Origin of the sequence: Roseomonas aeriglobus (assembly GCA_016937575.1) — a bacterium.
GTDB lineage: Bacteria > Pseudomonadota > Alphaproteobacteria > Sphingomonadales > Sphingomonadaceae > Sphingomonas > Sphingomonas aerigloba.
The window spans coordinates 1114835-1130595 of the sequence record JAFHKN010000002.1 but is presented as its reverse complement, the minus strand read 5'-3'; the positions used below and the strand labels follow the sequence as shown (position 1 = coordinate 1130595).

Sequence of the window (15761 nt, the reverse complement as noted above, 5' to 3'; positions counted from 1 at the left end):
CTTACGCCGCTCCGCTCATATTCGCCGCCGCCGCGTTGGCCGCAGCAGCCTCTTCCGCCGCCGCCTGGGCCGCCGTCTTCATCTGCGCCACGCCCTGGCGCTGCAGGTCGTTGAGCACCGCCTGGGTCGGTCCGTCGTGCGTGATCCGCCCGTTGGCCATCACGATCGTCCGCGTGCACATCTGCAGCAGCGCGACCTTATGCGTGACGAGCACCATCGTGCTTTCGGCATCGAGGCGTCGGGTGAGCGCGTTCATCACCGCGGCCTCGGTCCCCATGTCGAGGTTCGACGTCGGCTCGTCGAGGAGCCACAGCTTGGGATTGGCGAGAAGAAGGCGCGTGAGCCCGGTCAACGTGCGCTGGCCGCCCGACAGGCCCCGGCCCCCTTCCGAAATCGGCAGATCGAGTCCGAGCGGATGCGCGGCAATCAGGTGGATCAGCCCCGTCGTCACGGCGGCCTGCAGCACGACCTGATCGCCGGGATCGCTCAGCCCCATCAGCAGATTCTCCCGCAAAGTGCCGTTCACCAGCCGGAATTCTTGCGGCAGATAACCGACATCGCGACGCAGCACGCTCTCCGCGATGCGCCCCATGTCGAGCCCGTCGAGCGTCACGATGCCGCGCATCGGTGCGTAGAGACCGGCCATGATCCGGAGCAGAGTCGTCTTGCCCGAGCCGATCCCGCCGATCAGCCCGACGCGTTCGCCGGGGCGGATATCGAGCACAGGAATCTGCAACCCGTCCTTCGTCCCCGGATAGGCGAACTCGACGCGTTCGAGTCGCAGCGCCCCCTTCAGCGCATCGGGCCGCAGCGCCGTTGCCCCAAGCTGGCCGTCGGCCGGCATCGCGAGGATGGTATCGAGCGCGCGCAGCGAAGCGCGGGCATAGCCCCACTGGACGATCATCGACGGCAGCTGCGCCATCAGCGGCCCATTGACGCGGCCGGCGACGATCGTTGCCGCGATCAGCGCACCCATCGTCATGCGTCCGCGCGCGACTTCGATCGCCCCGAAGGCGACGAGCGCGATATAGGCGACTTGCTGGACGGTACTGAACACCGATCCTGCGATCGACGACCATTTGCGGACCGGCTCCTCGTCGCCGATCACGGCTTCGATCAGCGCGTTCCAGCGGCTGAGCATGAACCAGCCGCCACGGTTGGCCTTAACCGTCTCCGCACTGTCGAGCATCTCGACGAGCAGGCCGTTCTTACGGTTGCCGGTTACCTGTGCGCGGTCGGTCGCGTCGCGGATCAGCCGCGCCAGCAGCGCTGCGAGCCCGAGTGACAGCGGAAAGGCGATGAGCGGCACCAGGACGATGATCCCCCCGAGCGCCCAGATGACGAACAGGAAGAAGATCGCGAAGGGAAAATCCGCCAGCAGAAACAGCGACGCCGACGAGTAGAGCGAGCGCACCTGGTCCATGCTGCGCAGCTGCGCCGCCATCGTCCCGACCCCGCCTGGGCGCGCATCCAGCCGAACGGCTTGCGCACGAGCGAAGAAATATTCGGAGACCTCAAGGTCGATGTCCGCCGCTTCGCGATCCATCAGCAGGGTGCGCACGGTCCGCAGCAGAAAATCGAGCGCCAGCGCAATCAGTACGCCGACGGTCAGTACCCAGAGGGTGGAAAAGCCGGCGCGCGGGATGACCCGGTCATAGACCTGCATCGAATAGAGCGACGTCACCAGCGCGATGATGTTGACGACGATCGTCGCGACCAAGGCCGTCGCGATCGCGCCTCGACGACGGATCAGCGCATCGCGAAAGATCTTTGACGCGGACAAGCGTTCGCCGGCGCGCGCAGCGTCGGGAAACAGCACGCGGAAGAACCGCATCGCGCCATCATGCGGGCGAAGCTCCGATGCGTGACCGACACGCACGCGCAGCAGGTCCGGCCCTTCCCACTCCTCCGCGATCGCCCAGCCCGTTTCATCGCTGTAGACGAGCGCGGGCAATTGATGGGCGCGCGGACGCCGCGGCAATTGCTGCGGCGCCTGCCAGCCGAGATCGGCGCACAGCCGCGCCAAGGCGTCGCGATCGTCGGCGGTGTCGCTTACCCGGTCGCGCCAATGCGGAGCGAGGTCGGTCGCGGTGGCCCGTGCGAGATCCGCAACGATGTCGGTCAGTCGTTCACTCATTGCGCGGTCCCCGCCTGCACATCTGCGGGCGCGCGGCCCAATCGCGGCTGCGGCTGCCACCGGCAGGTCCGCAGCAGGATCCGCGCGGCAGAGGCCATCGCGGAAAATTCGGCGTCCGACGATCCCAGCTCGGCACTGGTCGCCTCGCGCGTCGCGTTCATCACATCGAGCCACGTCCGGCGACCGGCAATGAACTGTCGTTTGAAGCTTTCGGTCACGTTTTCGGCCGATCCGGCCGCGCTGGTGCTCGACGCGATCCGACCGCGGGCCGCGGCATTCTCGACCAGATCGTTGGCAACGCGTTCGCGCAGCTCCCGCTCGGCGGTCTGCACGTCGAGCTCGGTCGACGTCTCCCGCGCCTTGGCGGCATCGGCGGCCGCCAGGTTCGACAGGCCGCCGGTCGTCTGGGCGGTCACCGCCAGCCCGGCGCGCGAGCCGATGATGTTGTTATAGCTGTATTGCGCCGACAGCTGCGGCCAGAAGGACCGCCGCGCCTGCTTGGTCTCGGCCTTGGCGACGAGCGTCTGCGCGCTCAGTCGGTCGCGAGCCGGCGAACAGGCGACCGCCTGGTCCGCCGCGCCGGTCGGGTCGGGATGATGGATCGCCGGGTCGTAGGTCGGTACGTTCCCGGCATTATATGCGGCGTCACCGACCAGCTGATACAGCCGTGCGGTCGTCGCCTGACGCTGCGCCACCGTCAGCGCCAGATCCTGTTCGAGTTGAGCGACGCGGGACCGGGCGAGTTCCAGGTCGGAACGGGCGCTGACCTCCTGCTCGACCCGCCGGCCGATCGAGTCCAGGAGCATCCGGTGCTCCTCCAGGCTCGCTGTCAGGATCGCCTCCCGCTTTGCCATCCGCGCGATGTCGAAATACGCGGTCACGGTGTCGAGCGCGACGTTCATCACGGTTTCGTCGACCTGCGCCGCGCGGACCATTTCCTGCGCCTTGGCACGGTCGATCTGCGCGCCGAGCCGACCGAAGGTGTAGATTGGCTGATCGACGACCAGCTGGCTACCGAGCCCACCACCAGTGCCGACGGTGACGCCCTGGACGCCGACGCTGGGCAACCGCAGGTTCTTGGCCGCCCGCACGTCGTTGCGCGCGGCGGTCACCAGGCTGCGCGTCGCCCGGATCGAGGGATAGTTTTCGGTCGCATCCTCGACCGCCTGGAACAGGGCGGGCGGGATCGCCGGCGGCCGGACAGCCTCCGGCTCGCGGGCGCGCGTGACGTCCGGCGGGCCCTGTACGCCCGTCTGGGCTCCGGCGGCGCTCCCCAGCAGCACCGCCAGTGCCAACGCACCGGTCACTCGAGCCATCGTCACTCCCGCAGCGCCCGCTCGGACAGGCGGGTGATCGGCGTGAACAGGTAGCTCATGATCGACCGCTTGTCGCCCAGCAGGTTGACGTCGACCGTCATCCCCGGGCCGATCGGCAACGCCCGGCCATCCTTGTCCTTGAGCGAGCCGGCCTTAGCCTCGACCTTGACCGTATAGTGGCTCTCGCCGGTCCGCTCGTCCAGCGTCGCGTCGGGCGAGATGGTAATGACCGAACCGTCCATTGCGCCATAGACGGCGGACTCATACGCCGAGATATTCAGGCGGGCCGGCTGGCCGATGCGGATGCTGGCGATGTCCTTCGGGTTCACCATCGCTTCGACCACCAGCGTATCGTTGCTCGGCACGAGCTCGACCACCGGGGCGCCGGGCGCGATGACGCCGCCCACGGTCGATACGGCCACGCGGTTGATCCGGCCGTCCATCGGCGCCACGATCGTCGTACGGCGTGCGCGATCGGCGAGACCCGGCAGCGCGGTGCGGCGTGCGGCAAATTCGGCCTGCGCGGCGGTCAGCTCGGTTGCCGCCTTGGTCCGCCAATCCTGCCGGATCTGCGACAGCGCCGACTGCGCCTCGGCTACGCCGGCCTGCGCACGTGCGACCGCAGCCTGCGCGGTTGCGACGTCGGCCGATGATATGTTCAGATTGTTTTCCAGCTGGACCAGCGTCATCCTGGGCTCGATCCCGCGATCGACCAGCGGACGGATCAGGGTCAGCTGCTGCTGATACGCATCGCGCGCCGAACGACGGGCCTCCAGGCTCGATTGCGCCTCGGCTACAGCCCGTTGGCTCTGCACGATCCGCGCATTAGCGGCGCTGCTCGCGCTTGCCAGATCGGCCATGGACGATGCGTACAGCGCCTTCTCAACTTCGATCTGCTGCGCCAGATTGGGGTTGCCCGCCGGCGACGGATAGCGCGGGGAATGTCCTTGGATCTGCCCTTCGAGCCGCGCGATCTTGGCCGCCAGCGCGTTTGCCTGCGACTCGCCGGCGCCGAGCTCAGACCCGATCAACGTGCGATCGAGCCGGATCAGCGGCTGGCCCTTTTTCACCATGTCGCCGGTCTTCACCAGGATCTGGCTGACGATGCCGCCTTCCAGATTGGCGACCACCTGCATCCGCGATCCCGGCACGACCCGGCCCGCGGCGTGGACGGTGCGATCGACGGTGAACAGCGTCGCCCACAGGACGGCGATGACGAAGAAGGCGACAATGCCCCACAACAGCATGTTGGACGCGGTGCGCGGCTTGATGCGCGTCGCCATGTCCTCGATGTGATGCTCGGGCGCGGCGATGATGTCGGTGCTCATGAAAGCGATACTCGGACGAATTGGGTCAGGCGGCGGCGCGTGGGCGCTGCAGGGCAGCGAGCACTTGGTCGCGCGGGCCATCGTGCGCGATCTTGCCGGCCTCGACGATGATGATGCGGTCGACCAGGCGCAGCAACGCATTGCGGTGCGAGACGAGAATCATCGTCCGTCCCTTCATCTCCTCCGCCAGCCGATCGATCAGGCCGTTTTCGGTTTGCGCGTCCATCGAACTCGTCGGTTCGTCGAACAGCAAGATCGGCGGGTTGCCGACCAGCGCGCGAGCGATCGTGATCGACTGGCGCTGGCCACCCGACAGCCCCTCGCCGCGATCGGCCAGCTTCAGGTCGTAGCCGTTGGTGATCTGGCCCATGAAGCTATGGCTTCCCGACAGCTTGGAAACCCGCAGCATCTCCTCGTCGCCGAAGCCCGGCCGATCGAGCAGGATGTTCTCGCGCACCGACCCTGACAGCAACACCGGTTCCTGAATGGCCATGCCGATCTGGTTGCGCAGCGCGATCGGATCGAACTGGCGCGTGTCGGTGCCGTCGAGCAGGATGACGCCCTCTTCGGGCTCGTAGAGGCCGACGAGCAAGCGCAGCAGAGTCGACTTGCCCGAACCGACTCGGCCGAGCAGTGCGACCTTCTGACCCGGCTCGACCGTGAAGCTGATCCCGTCGAGCGTGCGCTCCGGCGCCCCCGGATATTTGAAGGCGACGTTGCGAAACTCGATCTTGCCCGACAGGCGCGCGGGCTGCAGGCCGGCGCTGCCGATCGGCCCTTCCGACGGCGCCTGCATCATTCCGTTCAGCTGCGCATAGGCGGTCCGCGTCGCCGACAGGCGCGACAGAAGTTGCGCGATCGTCGCAAGCGGCTGCACCGCGCGGCCCGACAGAATCGAGCAGGCGACCAGTCCACCCGTCGTCAGGTCGCGATCGGCGATCATGAACACGCCCGCGACGACCACGCCGATATAGGCGATCGAATTGCCCGACGACGCGATCGTGATCGCAACGTTGGACACGAGCCGCGCGCGAAGCGAGCTGTCGGCATGTTCGTCGATCGCCTTCAGCCAGCGACGGCGCAACAGCGGCGCGGCGTTCGACGTCTTGACCATTTCCAGGCTGCCGATCGATTCGACCAGGACCGACTGCTTCAACAGCCCTTCGTTCATCGATCGCGCCGACAGACGGTCGAGCGCCGGCCGGGTAAAGTACCCCGCCCCGACGATCAGCGGCACGACCAGCAGCGGCACCAGGACCAGCCAGCCGCCGATGATCGCGATGAAGACCAGCGTGACGATGATGAACGGCACGTCGACCAACGCCGTCATTGAGGCGGAAGCGAAGAAATCGCGCAGCGTTTCCAGCTCGCGCATCATGCCCGCCAGCGCGCCGGTCGATCCACGCTTCATATCCAGGCGAATGCGCATCAGTCGGTCGAACACGTTGCCACCGACTTCGCGGTCGATGTCCGCGCCCGCGATGTCGACGAAATAGGCGCGCAGGATGCGCAGCGCGAAGTCGAAGACGAGGACGATGGCGATGCCGATCGTCAGCGCGGTCAGCGAATCCAGCGCCATGTTCGGCACGACGCGGTCGTACACGGTCATGGTGAACAACGACACGACCAGCCCGAACAGGTTGATCATCGCCGCCGCCAGCGCGACCTTGATGTAGACGCTCTTGTTGCGCAGCATCGGTTCGGCCAGCCACGCGGCGAAGCGCGGCGGGCGGATTTCGGCGAGCGCGTGTTCGCCGCCATGCGGTTTCAAGTTGTTAGCCATCGCTCAACGATCCAATCGCGCAGGCTCGATACCGAAAGCATCGAGCAATTTCCCCCGACGCGCCAGCAGCGAGTAGCGCGCGATATCCAGTTCGGTCACCGTCTCGACGTAACGAGCGGCGACATTGAAATAATTGGCCTCGGCCCCCAGCAGGTCGAACAACGTGCCGCGCGAGACGCGGAAGCGTTCGGCAAGGACGTCGCGGGACTGGCGCGTGGCAAGATAATTGTCGCGAATGGCCGCTTCGCTCTGCTCGAGCGCCTGAACGTCGGCCCAGGCGATGGCGGCGTCGCGCACTGCGTCCTGGCGGATGCGGTCGTAGGCGGCCTGTGCGCCCCGCGCGCGCGCTTCGCTGGCGCTGATCCGCTGTACCGCGCCGCCGCCCAGGCGCTGGGCAAAGGTCACGGTACCACGAATGTCGAAGTCCTTGTCGGTTTCGAGCACGCCGTAGCGGCCGGCGTCGATCCCTACCGTGACGCCGGGCAGCGCGTTCGACTTCGCCGTCTTGACGTCATAGCGCGCGGCCTCGGCCGTCAGCTTGGCGTAGCGGACAACCGGGATCGTCTCGGCATCGAGCTGCGCCCGCTCCTTGGTAACGGCCGCAACATCGGCGGTCGGGGCACGCCCGAAACCGACCGGGGCGGGGGCACCGGTCAGCGCCTGGTACGATGCCTCCGCACTCGCCAAATTCCGGCGGTAATTCGCAAGCTGCGCCTCGGCGGCGGCAATGTAGCTTTCGACCTGTGCGACATCGCCGGGCGCGGCATAGCCCTGCTTCACCCGCTGTTCGATCGCGCCGCGCAATTGCGTCTGGCTTTCGACGAAGGCGGTGCTGAGCGACACCAGCGCGCGGTAGCCGAAGACCTGATACCACGATGCGATCCCGCGCAACGCGATCTGCGTCGATGCATCGTCGGCCGCGGCGACCGACGCCTCGATCCGGCTGTTGCCGGCGGCGATGCGGTTGCGCGCGGTGCCGAAATCGATGACCGACTGCTGCGCACGCGCAATGGCGTCGGTCCGATAGGCGGGACGCGACCGTTCGAGCACGTTCTGCGGATCGTTCGAAAAGGCGCGGTCGAGCACGCGGAAGTGCGACAGCGACATGTCGATGACGGGATATTGGCTTGCGCGCGCTTCGTTGCGGACGGCCTCCGCCTCGTCGGTGCGAGCTTCGGCTTCCTTGGCACTGGGATTGCGCGCAACGACACCGCGAATCGCGTCGCGGAAGGCGTTGGGATCGGCTGACGCGATCGCCAGGCGCAGGATCGGATCGGTCTTGGGGTCGAGCGCGAGCGGATTGGCCGACGGCGCCGGAAGCCCGCCGTCGCGCCCGCGCAGAACCGGCTGGCCGTCGCTCGCCGTCTCCGGCGGGGTACCGCGGACCGGCTGCAGCTGCAGCGCCGGCGGCCCCTGCACAGGGGCAGTCGTCGGCGACGACGTCGATGGGATGACCGGGGTCAGCGTCGTTGGCGGGGCTGACGGCACCGGAATGGGCGCAATCGGACGTGGCGTCGCCCCCTGCTGCGGATCGACGATCAGCGAATTCGACGGTGCGGTCGTCTGCGCCGCCGCGATGGCGGGCAGGAGGACGGCAAGGCACGTGGAAATGGAGGCGCCCGAAAGGCACCGGAACCGCAAATTCAAGACGGCGGCGCTCCTGTACTTGTCCCTCGCAGATCCCCCCGGTCCGCGGCTGGTTTCGCAGTCCCGGATGGGAACCGACGACCAGGGCCGACCGTTTCTGCGCGCTCAGCCGTATCGGGAGCCACTCCCCGCCCTTTCGTACGGCCGTCCGCCATTAGTCGAGCCCCGATGCACTGTAAAGTAGCGGTGTGCCGCGGCGCCGGTCGCTCTCGACGCCGCCCTCCTCGCGCCCGCGTCCGCGGTTGCACCGATCCGCGCCCTCGCCTACAGACCCCGCCCATCGCCGGACGCGCGCGTACGCCCGGCAGCCGAATCCGATCCCTTACGCTTGTTGATTCTCGGAGATTGATCATGGCCTCTGCGCCTGAAGCCGCAGCGCTCCCGCTCTTCTACAACGACCTGGTCCCGCTTTCGAGCGAGACGCACGCCGACTGGCGCGTGAAGCCTGCGCAGGCCGCTCCCTTCCTCGCCAACCAGCATGCCGTGCCGGTCACGGTCGAGGAATTTCCGCTGGTGGCGCGCCACATGCCGGTCGTGTTCGCGGTTGGTGACGATCCCGTGCCGCTCGCGCTGATGGGCCTGAACGAAGGCGTCAACGTCTTCATCGACGCCGACGGCAAGCTGACCAACGACGACGTGTACGTCCCGGCCTATATCCGCCGCTATCCGTACCTGCTCGCCCGCCTGACCCCGGACGCCAATGAACTGAGCCTGTGCTTCGATCCGTCGTCGGAGACGATCGGCGCGTTCGAAGACGGCGAAAAGCTGTTCGAGAACGGCCAGCCGACCGAACTGACCAAGGCGATCCTCGCGTTCGCCGAGCAGTTCGAGCAGGCCGGTCAGAAGACCGCTCAGTTCGTTCGCGAGCTGAAGGAATATGACCTGCTGATCGACGGCGAAGTCTCGATCCAGCCGGAAGGCGCAGCACAGCCGTTCGTTTATCGCGGCTTCCAGATGGTTGACGAGAAGAAGCTGAGCGAACTTCGCGGCGACCAGCTGCGCAAGATGGCGCAGTCGGGGATGCTGCCGCTGGTCTATGCGCACCTCTTCTCGCTCAGCCTGATGCGCGACGTCTTCGGCAAGCAGATGGCCTCGGGCCGCGCCCCGCAGCAGCCGAGCGCGATCGAAATGCCGGCCAACGGCTGATTGCAGCGTCGATTTTGATGAGGGGCGTCGTCACGCGGGTGCCGGCGCCTCTTTTCATTTGCAGCCCCGCTGCGTAACAGTCAGCCCGCGCCTTCGTAGCTCAGCAGGATAGAGCGACGGTTTCCTAAACCGCAGGTCGTGGGTTCGAATCCCGCCGAGGGCACCACCCCCGCCGCCGCGGCGGCAATGCCGCCTGCGAAGAGCGGCGGGACGGCCGGCCGCGCCCAAGCGCCGACCGACGACGCAGGCTTCGCCCGCGGCACTGCGCCTCCTAACCCCTACCCCAATCAGGCCGTGCGTGTCGAAGAACGGTGCTTCGACAAGCTCAGCACGACCGGATTTTCATCGCGTCAGGCATTTGAGCCAGGAAAAGCCAGCGCCTGAGCGTCAGTTCAGCACCTCGGGCGGGACCACCGGCACCAGCAGGGGCGCGACGGGCACACCGTCTTCGACCAGCGCCTTCGCTTCTTCGCGCGTCGCATGGCCGTGAATGGCGGTCACCGGCTTTTCCCCCGTATACATCGCCCGCGCGGTGTCGGCGAAGGCGGTGCCGACCCAGGTCGAATCCTTGATCGCCTCGGCTTGCGCGCTGGCGATGGCGGCAAGCGCGGCCTTGAGCGCGTCAGGGGCGGACGTCTCGCGCCGATTGCCCTTGGCTGCGACGTTCGGCGCCATCACAGCCTTGCCGACCATGCCGTCGCCGCACACCGGGCACGCGATCAGACCGCCGCTACGTTGCTCGTCGTAGCTGGCGCTCGATTTGAACCAGGCTTCGAACACATGGCCGCCGCCGCATTTCAGGTCGAACAGGATCACGCGATCACCTCGACCCGCGGGATCGCCCGCCGGTGGGTCAGGACCGGTATGCGCGCCCGAACGTCGGCAACGCGCGCCGGATCGATCTCGACAAAGCCCAACGCCGGTTCGGGACCGAGATCGCACAGCACCTCGCCCCAGGGATCGACGCCCAGCGAATGACCATAGGTCGCGCGACCGTCCGAATGCGTCCCCGCCTGGGCTGCAGCGATCACATAGGCGCCGGCCTCGATCGCCCGCGCGCGCATCAGCACGTGCCAATGCGCAGCGCCGGTCGGCACGGTGAAGGCGGCAGGAATCGCGAAGATCGTCGCGCCGGCATCGCTCAGCGCGCGAAACAGGTCGGGGAAACGCAGGTCGTAGCAGATCGCGAGGCCCAACCGGCCAAGGGGGGTGTCGACGACGACGGCGCGCTCGCCCGGCGCATAGCTGGCCGATTCGCGCCAACTCTCCCCGGTTGGCAGGTCGACGTCGAACAGGTGAAGCTTGTCATAGCGCGCGCGGATCGCGCCGCTCGCATCGATGACGAAGCCGCGATTGGCATAGCGCCCGTCGTCGCCCCGCACCGCCAGCGAGCCTAGATGCACCCACAGCCCCGCCTTGGCCGCGGCATCGCGGACGTCGGCCAGAACCGGATCATCGTCTTCGGTCACGATCGACTGCGCCGCGCGTGCCCGGTCGCGATCGAGAATATTCGACATCTCCGGCGTGAACAGCATCACAGCGCCCTCGCCCCGGGCGTGGGCGATCGCGTCGGTCAGCGTCGCGGCATTGTCGCGCGGGTCGATCCCGCTCGTCATCTGGAGGAGGGCGGCCCTCATGCCTCCAGCAGCGGGTCGAGCTTGCCTTCGTGGTCCAGCGCCGCCAGATCGTCCGATCCGCCGATGTGACGGCCGTCGATGAAGACCTGCGGCACCGTCGTGCGGCCGTTCGCGCGCTCGATTATCTCGGCACGCTTCGGTCCGCCCATGGTGATGTCATATTCTTCCGGCGCGACGCCCTTGCTGTCGAGCAGGCGCATCGCGCGGGAGCAATAGGGGCAGAAAGCCTTCGTGTAGATTTCAACCCGTGCCATGCCTTGCGAAGTGTGGTTGCCATGGCGGAATGTCAATCGTTACGCGTCGTCGGCATCCTCGATCACGCGCGCCCAGCACAGGATGACCACCCGCGCGGCCCCGGCCCGCTTCAGTGCCGCCGCGCAGGCACTGGCGGTCGCGCCGCTCGTGAAGATGTCATCGACGAGGACAACGCTGGCGCCCGCCAGCGGGCCATCGACCGCAATGGCGCCGCGGACGGCCTTTGCCCGCGCCCGCCGGCCAAGGCCGCGGAGTGATGGCGTGGCCTTCGTCCGGCGCAACAGGTCATGCCGGGCCGGGACGCCCGACATTCGTGCCAAAGCGTCGGCAATCAGTGCAGCCTGATTGTACCCCCGCCCCCATAGTCGCCAGGGGTGCAGCGGCACGGACACGAGCAGGTCGACCTCGTCGGGCATCACGCGCAGCATCAGTCGTGCCGCCGTTTGCGCAAAACCCGTGCGGCGTCCGTATTTCAGCCGCAGCGCCAGCGCCCTGGCCACCGGGCCGTAGGCGACGGCGGCACGCGCGCCATCATGCTTCGGCGGATCGGCCAGGCACGTGCCGCACAGGGCGGCGGGCCCGCGATCATGTTCGAACGGACGCGCGCAGCCCGCGCACCAGGGCGGCCCGAGAAAGGTCAGGTCCGACCAGCATGCCGCGCAGAAGCGGTGATCCGCCGCCACCACGGCCGCGCAGCCCGGACAGCGCGGCGGCAGCGCGAGCGAGACGAGGGTGGACAGGGCGGTGCGCACACCCCCTTGTCGCGACGCCGTGGCGAGCGCACAAGCCGCGCCCGTGAACACGACGTCCGAAATCTTCGACCGTACCGCTCGTCGCCTGCGGCGGGACCGCGCCGCCGCCGGCTGGGCAGATCATGCTTTCCTGCGAGAGATGATGCTGGATGGCATCACCGACCGGCTGGGCGCGGTGAAGCGGGACTTTCGCGACGTGCTCGACCTGGGTTCGGCCGATGGGTCCTTCACCGTGCCCGCCGCCGCCATCACCCGGATCGATGCCGGCGCGCGCTTTGCCGGAGCTGACCTGCAGGCCGACGAGGATCGGTTCGACGTTCCGCCGGCCAGTTTCGACCTGGTCGTCTCCGCCGGCGTACTCGACACCGTCAACGACGTGCCGGGCGCGCTTGCGCTTGCGCGTCGGGCGCTCCGCCCCGACGGTGTGTTCCTCGGCGCGTTTCTGGGCGGCAACAGCCTGACAACGCTGCGCGCGGCCCTGCGCGACGCCGATCCGGGAACCGCGCGGGCGCATCCGATGATCGACGTTCGCTCGGCCGGCGACCTGCTGGTCCGCGCCGGCTTCGCGCTGCCGGTCGCCGATGTCGAGACAGTGACCGTGCGATACGGCAGCCTCTTCGGCCTGATCGCCGATCTGCGGGGAATGGCGGCAAGCAACCTGCTCGTCGACCGGCGGCCCTTGCGCCGCGATACGCTGGCGCGCATCGCCGATGCCTTCACGGCCCGCGCCGATTCCGATGGGCGGGTAGCGGAGCGGTTCGACATCGTCTTCCTGACCGGCTGGGCCCCCGCCCCCGGCCAACCGCAGCCGGCCAAGCGCGGCAGCGCCACCGCCAGCCTGACCGCCGCGCTACAAAAGGGCCTCGAGCAACCCGATTAGCGGCCGGTCGGCCGGCGGCATGTCGAGCGCGTGAAGCTGCGCCGGATAGACCCAGCGCAGCGCGGTTGCGTGCCGCGCCTCGGGGATGCCGTTCCACTTGCGACAGGCGTAGAGCAACAGCAGCAGGTGACGGTCGCCGAGTGGTTCGCTGGCAAAGGCTGCCGGCGCGAGGCAGGCTTGGGCGACCTCGACCCCCAATTCCTCGTGCAGTTCGCGGATCAGCGCCGCTTCGGGGGTCTCGCCGGGATCGATCTTGCCGCCGGGAAATTCCCACAAACCTGCCATCGGCTTGCCGGCCGGACGCTGCTGCACCAGCACGCGGCCGTCCGCATCGACCATCGCGACCGCGACGACATGGAGCAGCACAGGCGAAGATTCCGCCGAAACTAGCATTTGATTAACCGCCTCCGCCTATGGGTACGTCATGATGCCCGTTTCGACCCGCACCGTTCGACAGGTCCTTGCCGGACTTGCGCGTGACTGCAAGGCCGCGACCGCGGTCGAATATGGCCTCATCATCGCCCTCATCGTCATCGTGCTGATCGCGGGCGTTGGCAGCCTCGGTTCGCAGACCACGTTGACCTGGAACGGCCTGTACAACCGAATTTCCGCCGCAACGGGGTATTGAGCCCGCTGCACCTTAAACCTTTGTCAACCCCCGGGCCCGTACAACGCCTCTTGCTGTTCGGGAGGAAGACCCGGCCAGCCGGGTGACTGAAGTTTCGAACAGTGGAGACAGACATGCAGAAGATTCGCACTTTCCTGAAGAACTCGAAGGGCGCGACCGCCATCGAGTACGGCCTGATCGCCGCTCTGATCGCCGTTGCCGCGATCGCCGCGATGCAGGGCCTGGGCAACAACCTGAAGAAGACGTTCGAGAACGTCTCGTCGAACATGAAGTCGTAATCGCTTCAGATCGAAAAAGAAGAAGGGCGGCGAACCATCCGGGTTCGCCGCCCTTTTTTCGTCCGGGGGGCTGTCGCGCCCTATCGCCCGCGCCGGGGCGGCGAGGGCTAGACCCGCCCGATCGCCAGAAATTTCTGGCGGCGCGCCGCCCGCACCGCGCTTGGCTCGCGGCCGTCGAAGTCCTGGAGCGCGGTTTCCAGCGCGGTCCCCAGCGATGCGATCGCCGCTGCCGGATCGCGGTGCGCGCCGCCCAGCGGTTCGGGGACGATCCCGTCGATCACTCCCAGGTCCTTCAGATGCTGCGCGGTGACCTTCATCGCTTCGGCCGCCTCGGGCGCCTTGTCGGCGGTTCGCCACAGGATCGACGCGCAGCCCTCGGGCGAGATCACCGAATAGACCGCGTGCTCGAACATCAGCACGACGTTCCCAGTGGCAAGCGCAACGGCGCCGCCCGACCCGCCTTCGCCGACGATCGCGGCGATCAGGGGCACGCCGATCTCCAGGCACGTTTCGGTCGACCGTGCGATGGCCTCCGCCTGACCGCGCTCCTCGGCCTGCACGCCGGGAAAGGCGCCCGACGTGTCAACCAGGGTGAGGACCGGCAGGCCGAACCGGTCGGCAAGCTTCATCAGGCGGATCGCCTTGCGATAGCCCTCGGGCTTGCCCATGCCGAAATTGTGGCGGAGGCGGCTGGCGGTATCGTCGCCCTTCTCATGGCCGATGACCATGACCTTGCGCCCGCGAAACGTGCCGAGCCCGCCGATGATCGCCTGATCGTCGGCGAAGGCGCGGTCGCCGCCCAGCGGCATGAAATCCTCGATGAGAGCCGCGATATAGTCCTTCAGGTGCGGGCGTTCCGGATGCCGCGCTACCTGTGTTTTCTGCCACGGGGTCAGCCGCGCATAGGTGTCGCGCAGCATCTTGTCGGACTTGGCCTGCAGCCGCGCAACCTCCGCATCGATGTCCAGTTCGGGCGAGGACGCGGTCTCGCGCAGTTCGTCGATCCGCCCCTGCAGCTCGGCGATCGGTTTCTCGAAGTCGAGGAAGCTTGCCATGGCGTGTCCGCTAAGCGCGCGCTTTGCCCACGTCAACGAGTGGGTGGCGCGTGTTGACCAACTCGACCAGTCGGCTGGCGTCGACATGCGTGTAGATTTCGGTCGTCGCGATGTCGGCATGCCCCAACATCGACTGGAGCGCGCGCAGGTCGGCGCCCCCGGCCAGCAGGTGGGTCGCGAAGGCATGGCGCAGCACGTGCGGGCTGACCCGTTCGGGTGCGAGTCCCGCCATTCCCGCCAGCGCCTTCACCAGTTGATACAGACGGATCCGCGACAGATGCGACTTGCCCGACGGGAACAGCCAGACCGCATCCGTCGGCACATGCATCCGCCACGCGCTGACCGCCGCTCGCGCGCGATCGGAAATCGGCACCAGCCGTTCGCGCCCGCCCTTGCCCTTCAGGATCAGATAGGGCCGGTCGGTCGATACCGCCGCACGCGGCAGCGACACCAGTTCGCTTGCGCGCAGGCCCGAGCCGTAGAGCAATTCGATCAACGCCGAGAGCCGTAGGTCGAGCGGATCGGCCGGTACGCGCGCCTGCCGCTCGGCGATGACCGCGAAGATCGCGTCGACCTCCCCCACCGACAGTGTTTTGGGGAGCGGCCGTCCCCGCCCCGGTCGCGGCAGCGCGGCCGACGGGTCGTCGGCACGAAACCCTTCGTCGATCAGAAAGCCGTAGAAACGCCGAAGCGCCGCCGCCTTGCGCGCGACCGTCGTCCGCGCGAGGTCCATCCAGCCGCCTGTAAGCGCGGTCAGATCGTCGGCACGCGCCACCGACAAGCGCCCACCCACCGCGTCCGATGCCAGGGTCAGGTCGGTGCGATACGCAGCGATGGTATTCTTCGCCGCCCCCGCCTCCGCCATCATCATCTCGAGGAAGCGATCGATCAGAATCGCGTCTTCCAGGGTGGTGCCCAT

General features: G+C 67.6%; 16 protein-coding genes and 1 tRNA gene. 5 read left to right on the top strand and 12 right to left on the bottom strand.

Going from position 1 to position 15761, the window contains the following annotated elements; all coding sequences use genetic code 11:
* Position 1: 1 nt before the first annotated feature.
* Genes JW805_05910 through JW805_05890 form a run of 5 tightly spaced genes read right to left on the bottom strand, consistent with a single transcriptional unit; the run spans position 2 to position 8211 of the window.
* Positions 2-2137 (bottom strand): ATP-binding cassette domain-containing protein, encoded by a 2136-nt coding sequence (locus tag JW805_05910; GenBank protein ID MBN2971550.1) that lies wholly within the window; start codon positions 2135-2137, stop codon positions 2-4.
* Positions 2134-3453, bottom strand: coding sequence for a TolC family protein (locus JW805_05905; protein ID MBN2971549.1), 1320 nt, complete (start codon positions 3451-3453; stop codon positions 2134-2136). Before JW805_05905 ends, JW805_05910 begins: the two co-directional genes overlap by 4 nt.
* Positions 3454-3455: 2 nt before the next feature.
* On the bottom strand, positions 3456-4781 hold the full coding sequence (locus tag JW805_05900; GenBank protein MBN2971548.1) for an HlyD family type I secretion periplasmic adaptor subunit: 1326 nt from the start codon (positions 4779-4781) through the stop codon (positions 3456-3458).
* 25 nt (positions 4782-4806) lie between these two features.
* A complete protein-coding gene (locus JW805_05895) occupies positions 4807-6564 on the bottom strand; it encodes a type I secretion system permease/ATPase (GenBank protein MBN2971547.1) in 1758 nt (585 codons plus the stop codon).
* A gap of 3 nt (positions 6565-6567) precedes the next feature.
* Complete coding sequence (locus tag JW805_05890) at positions 6568-8211, bottom strand: TolC family protein (protein MBN2971546.1); 1644 nt, start codon at positions 8209-8211, stop codon at positions 6568-6570.
* Positions 8212-8562: 351 nt separating this feature from the next.
* On the opposite strand from JW805_05890, the gene JW805_05885 reads away from it, so the two are divergent.
* Together JW805_05885 and JW805_05880 are read left to right on the top strand one after the other, a co-directional pair.
* The gene (locus tag JW805_05885) at positions 8563-9357 is read left to right on the top strand and encodes a SapC family protein (GenBank protein MBN2971545.1); all 795 of its coding nucleotides are present in this window, start codon (positions 8563-8565) and stop codon (positions 9355-9357) included.
* An 89-nt stretch (positions 9358-9446) separates the two neighbouring features.
* Positions 9447-9523: transfer RNA gene (locus JW805_05880), tRNA-Arg, on the top strand.
* 221 nt (positions 9524-9744) lie between these two features.
* On the opposite strand, the gene JW805_05875 is transcribed toward JW805_05880, so the two are convergent.
* The 4 genes from JW805_05875 to JW805_05860 are packed head-to-tail and all read right to left on the bottom strand — an operon-like array spanning position 9745 to position 12001.
* The gene (locus JW805_05875; protein ID MBN2971544.1) at positions 9745-10173 is read right to left on the bottom strand and encodes a DUF1178 family protein; all 429 of its coding nucleotides are present in this window, start codon (positions 10171-10173) and stop codon (positions 9745-9747) included.
* Positions 10170-10994 carry a carbon-nitrogen hydrolase family protein gene (locus tag JW805_05870; protein MBN2971543.1) on the bottom strand — a complete coding sequence of 275 codons (825 nt, stop codon included), beginning with the start codon at positions 10992-10994 and terminating at the stop codon, positions 10170-10172. Before JW805_05870 ends, JW805_05875 begins: the two co-directional genes overlap by 4 nt.
* Positions 10991-11248, bottom strand: a complete 258-nt coding sequence (gene grxC, locus JW805_05865; GenBank protein MBN2971542.1) for a glutaredoxin 3 — start codon at positions 11246-11248, stop codon at positions 10991-10993. The genes JW805_05870 and grxC overlap by 4 nt, the downstream gene beginning before the upstream one ends.
* Before the next feature lie 39 nt (positions 11249-11287).
* The gene (locus tag JW805_05860; GenBank protein MBN2971541.1) at positions 11288-12001 is read right to left on the bottom strand and encodes a ComF family protein; all 714 of its coding nucleotides are present in this window, start codon (positions 11999-12001) and stop codon (positions 11288-11290) included.
* Positions 12002-12044: 43 nt separating this feature from the next.
* Here JW805_05860 and JW805_05855 point away from each other — a divergent pair, with 43 nt between their 5' ends.
* Complete coding sequence (locus tag JW805_05855) at positions 12045-12881, top strand: methyltransferase domain-containing protein (protein ID MBN2971540.1); 837 nt, start codon at positions 12045-12047, stop codon at positions 12879-12881.
* Here the strand turns inward: JW805_05855 and JW805_05850 are convergent.
* Entirely contained in the window at positions 12852-13274 is a 423-nt protein-coding gene (locus JW805_05850; protein ID MBN2971539.1) for a (deoxy)nucleoside triphosphate pyrophosphohydrolase, read from the bottom strand. The two genes, JW805_05855 and JW805_05850, sit on opposite strands and share 30 nt — an antisense overlap.
* Positions 13275-13305: 31 nt before the next feature.
* Here JW805_05850 and JW805_05845 point away from each other — a divergent pair, with 31 nt between their 5' ends.
* A complete protein-coding gene (locus JW805_05845; GenBank protein MBN2971538.1) occupies positions 13306-13509 on the top strand; it encodes a Flp family type IVb pilin in 204 nt (67 codons plus the stop codon).
* Positions 13510-13622: 113 nt separating this feature from the next.
* Positions 13623-13787, top strand: coding sequence for a Flp family type IVb pilin (locus JW805_05840; protein MBN2971537.1), 165 nt, complete (start codon positions 13623-13625; stop codon positions 13785-13787).
* A gap of 107 nt (positions 13788-13894) precedes the next feature.
* Here JW805_05840 and JW805_05835 read toward each other — a convergent pair whose 3' ends face one another.
* Positions 13895-14842: an acetyl-CoA carboxylase carboxyltransferase subunit alpha gene (locus JW805_05835; GenBank protein MBN2971536.1), complete on the bottom strand. Its 948-nt coding sequence runs from the start codon at positions 14840-14842 to the stop codon at positions 13895-13897.
* Between the two features lie 10 nt (positions 14843-14852).
* Positions 14853-15761, bottom strand: coding sequence for a tyrosine recombinase (locus tag JW805_05830; GenBank protein MBN2971535.1), 909 nt, complete (start codon positions 15759-15761; stop codon positions 14853-14855).

Coding starts and splice junctions, on each gene's coding strand:
- JW805_05910 (MBN2971550.1), bottom strand. CDS start 2,137: ATGAGTGAACGACTGACCGACATCGTTGCGGATCTCGCACGGGCCACC.
- JW805_05905 (MBN2971549.1), bottom strand. CDS start 3,453: ATGGCTCGAGTGACCGGTGCGTTGGCACTGGCGGTGCTGCTGGGGAGC.
- JW805_05900 (MBN2971548.1), bottom strand. CDS start 4,781: ATGAGCACCGACATCATCGCCGCGCCCGAGCATCACATCGAGGACATG.
- JW805_05895 (MBN2971547.1), bottom strand. CDS start 6,564: ATGGCTAACAACTTGAAACCGCATGGCGGCGAACACGCGCTCGCCGAA.
- JW805_05885 (MBN2971545.1), top strand. CDS start 8,563: ATGGCCTCTGCGCCTGAAGCCGCAGCGCTCCCGCTCTTCTACAACGAC.
- JW805_05870 (MBN2971543.1), bottom strand. CDS start 10,994: ATGAGGGCCGCCCTCCTCCAGATGACGAGCGGGATCGACCCGCGCGAC.
- grxC (MBN2971542.1), bottom strand. CDS start 11,248: ATGGCACGGGTTGAAATCTACACGAAGGCTTTCTGCCCCTATTGCTCC.
- JW805_05850 (MBN2971539.1), bottom strand. CDS start 13,274: ATGCTAGTTTCGGCGGAATCTTCGCCTGTGCTGCTCCATGTCGTCGCG.
- JW805_05845 (MBN2971538.1), top strand. CDS start 13,306: ATGATGCCCGTTTCGACCCGCACCGTTCGACAGGTCCTTGCCGGACTT.
- JW805_05840 (MBN2971537.1), top strand. CDS start 13,623: ATGCAGAAGATTCGCACTTTCCTGAAGAACTCGAAGGGCGCGACCGCC.
- JW805_05835 (MBN2971536.1), bottom strand. CDS start 14,842: ATGGCAAGCTTCCTCGACTTCGAGAAACCGATCGCCGAGCTGCAGGGG.
- JW805_05830 (MBN2971535.1), bottom strand. CDS start 15,761: ATGGGCACCACCCTGGAAGACGCGATTCTGATCGATCGCTTCCTCGAG.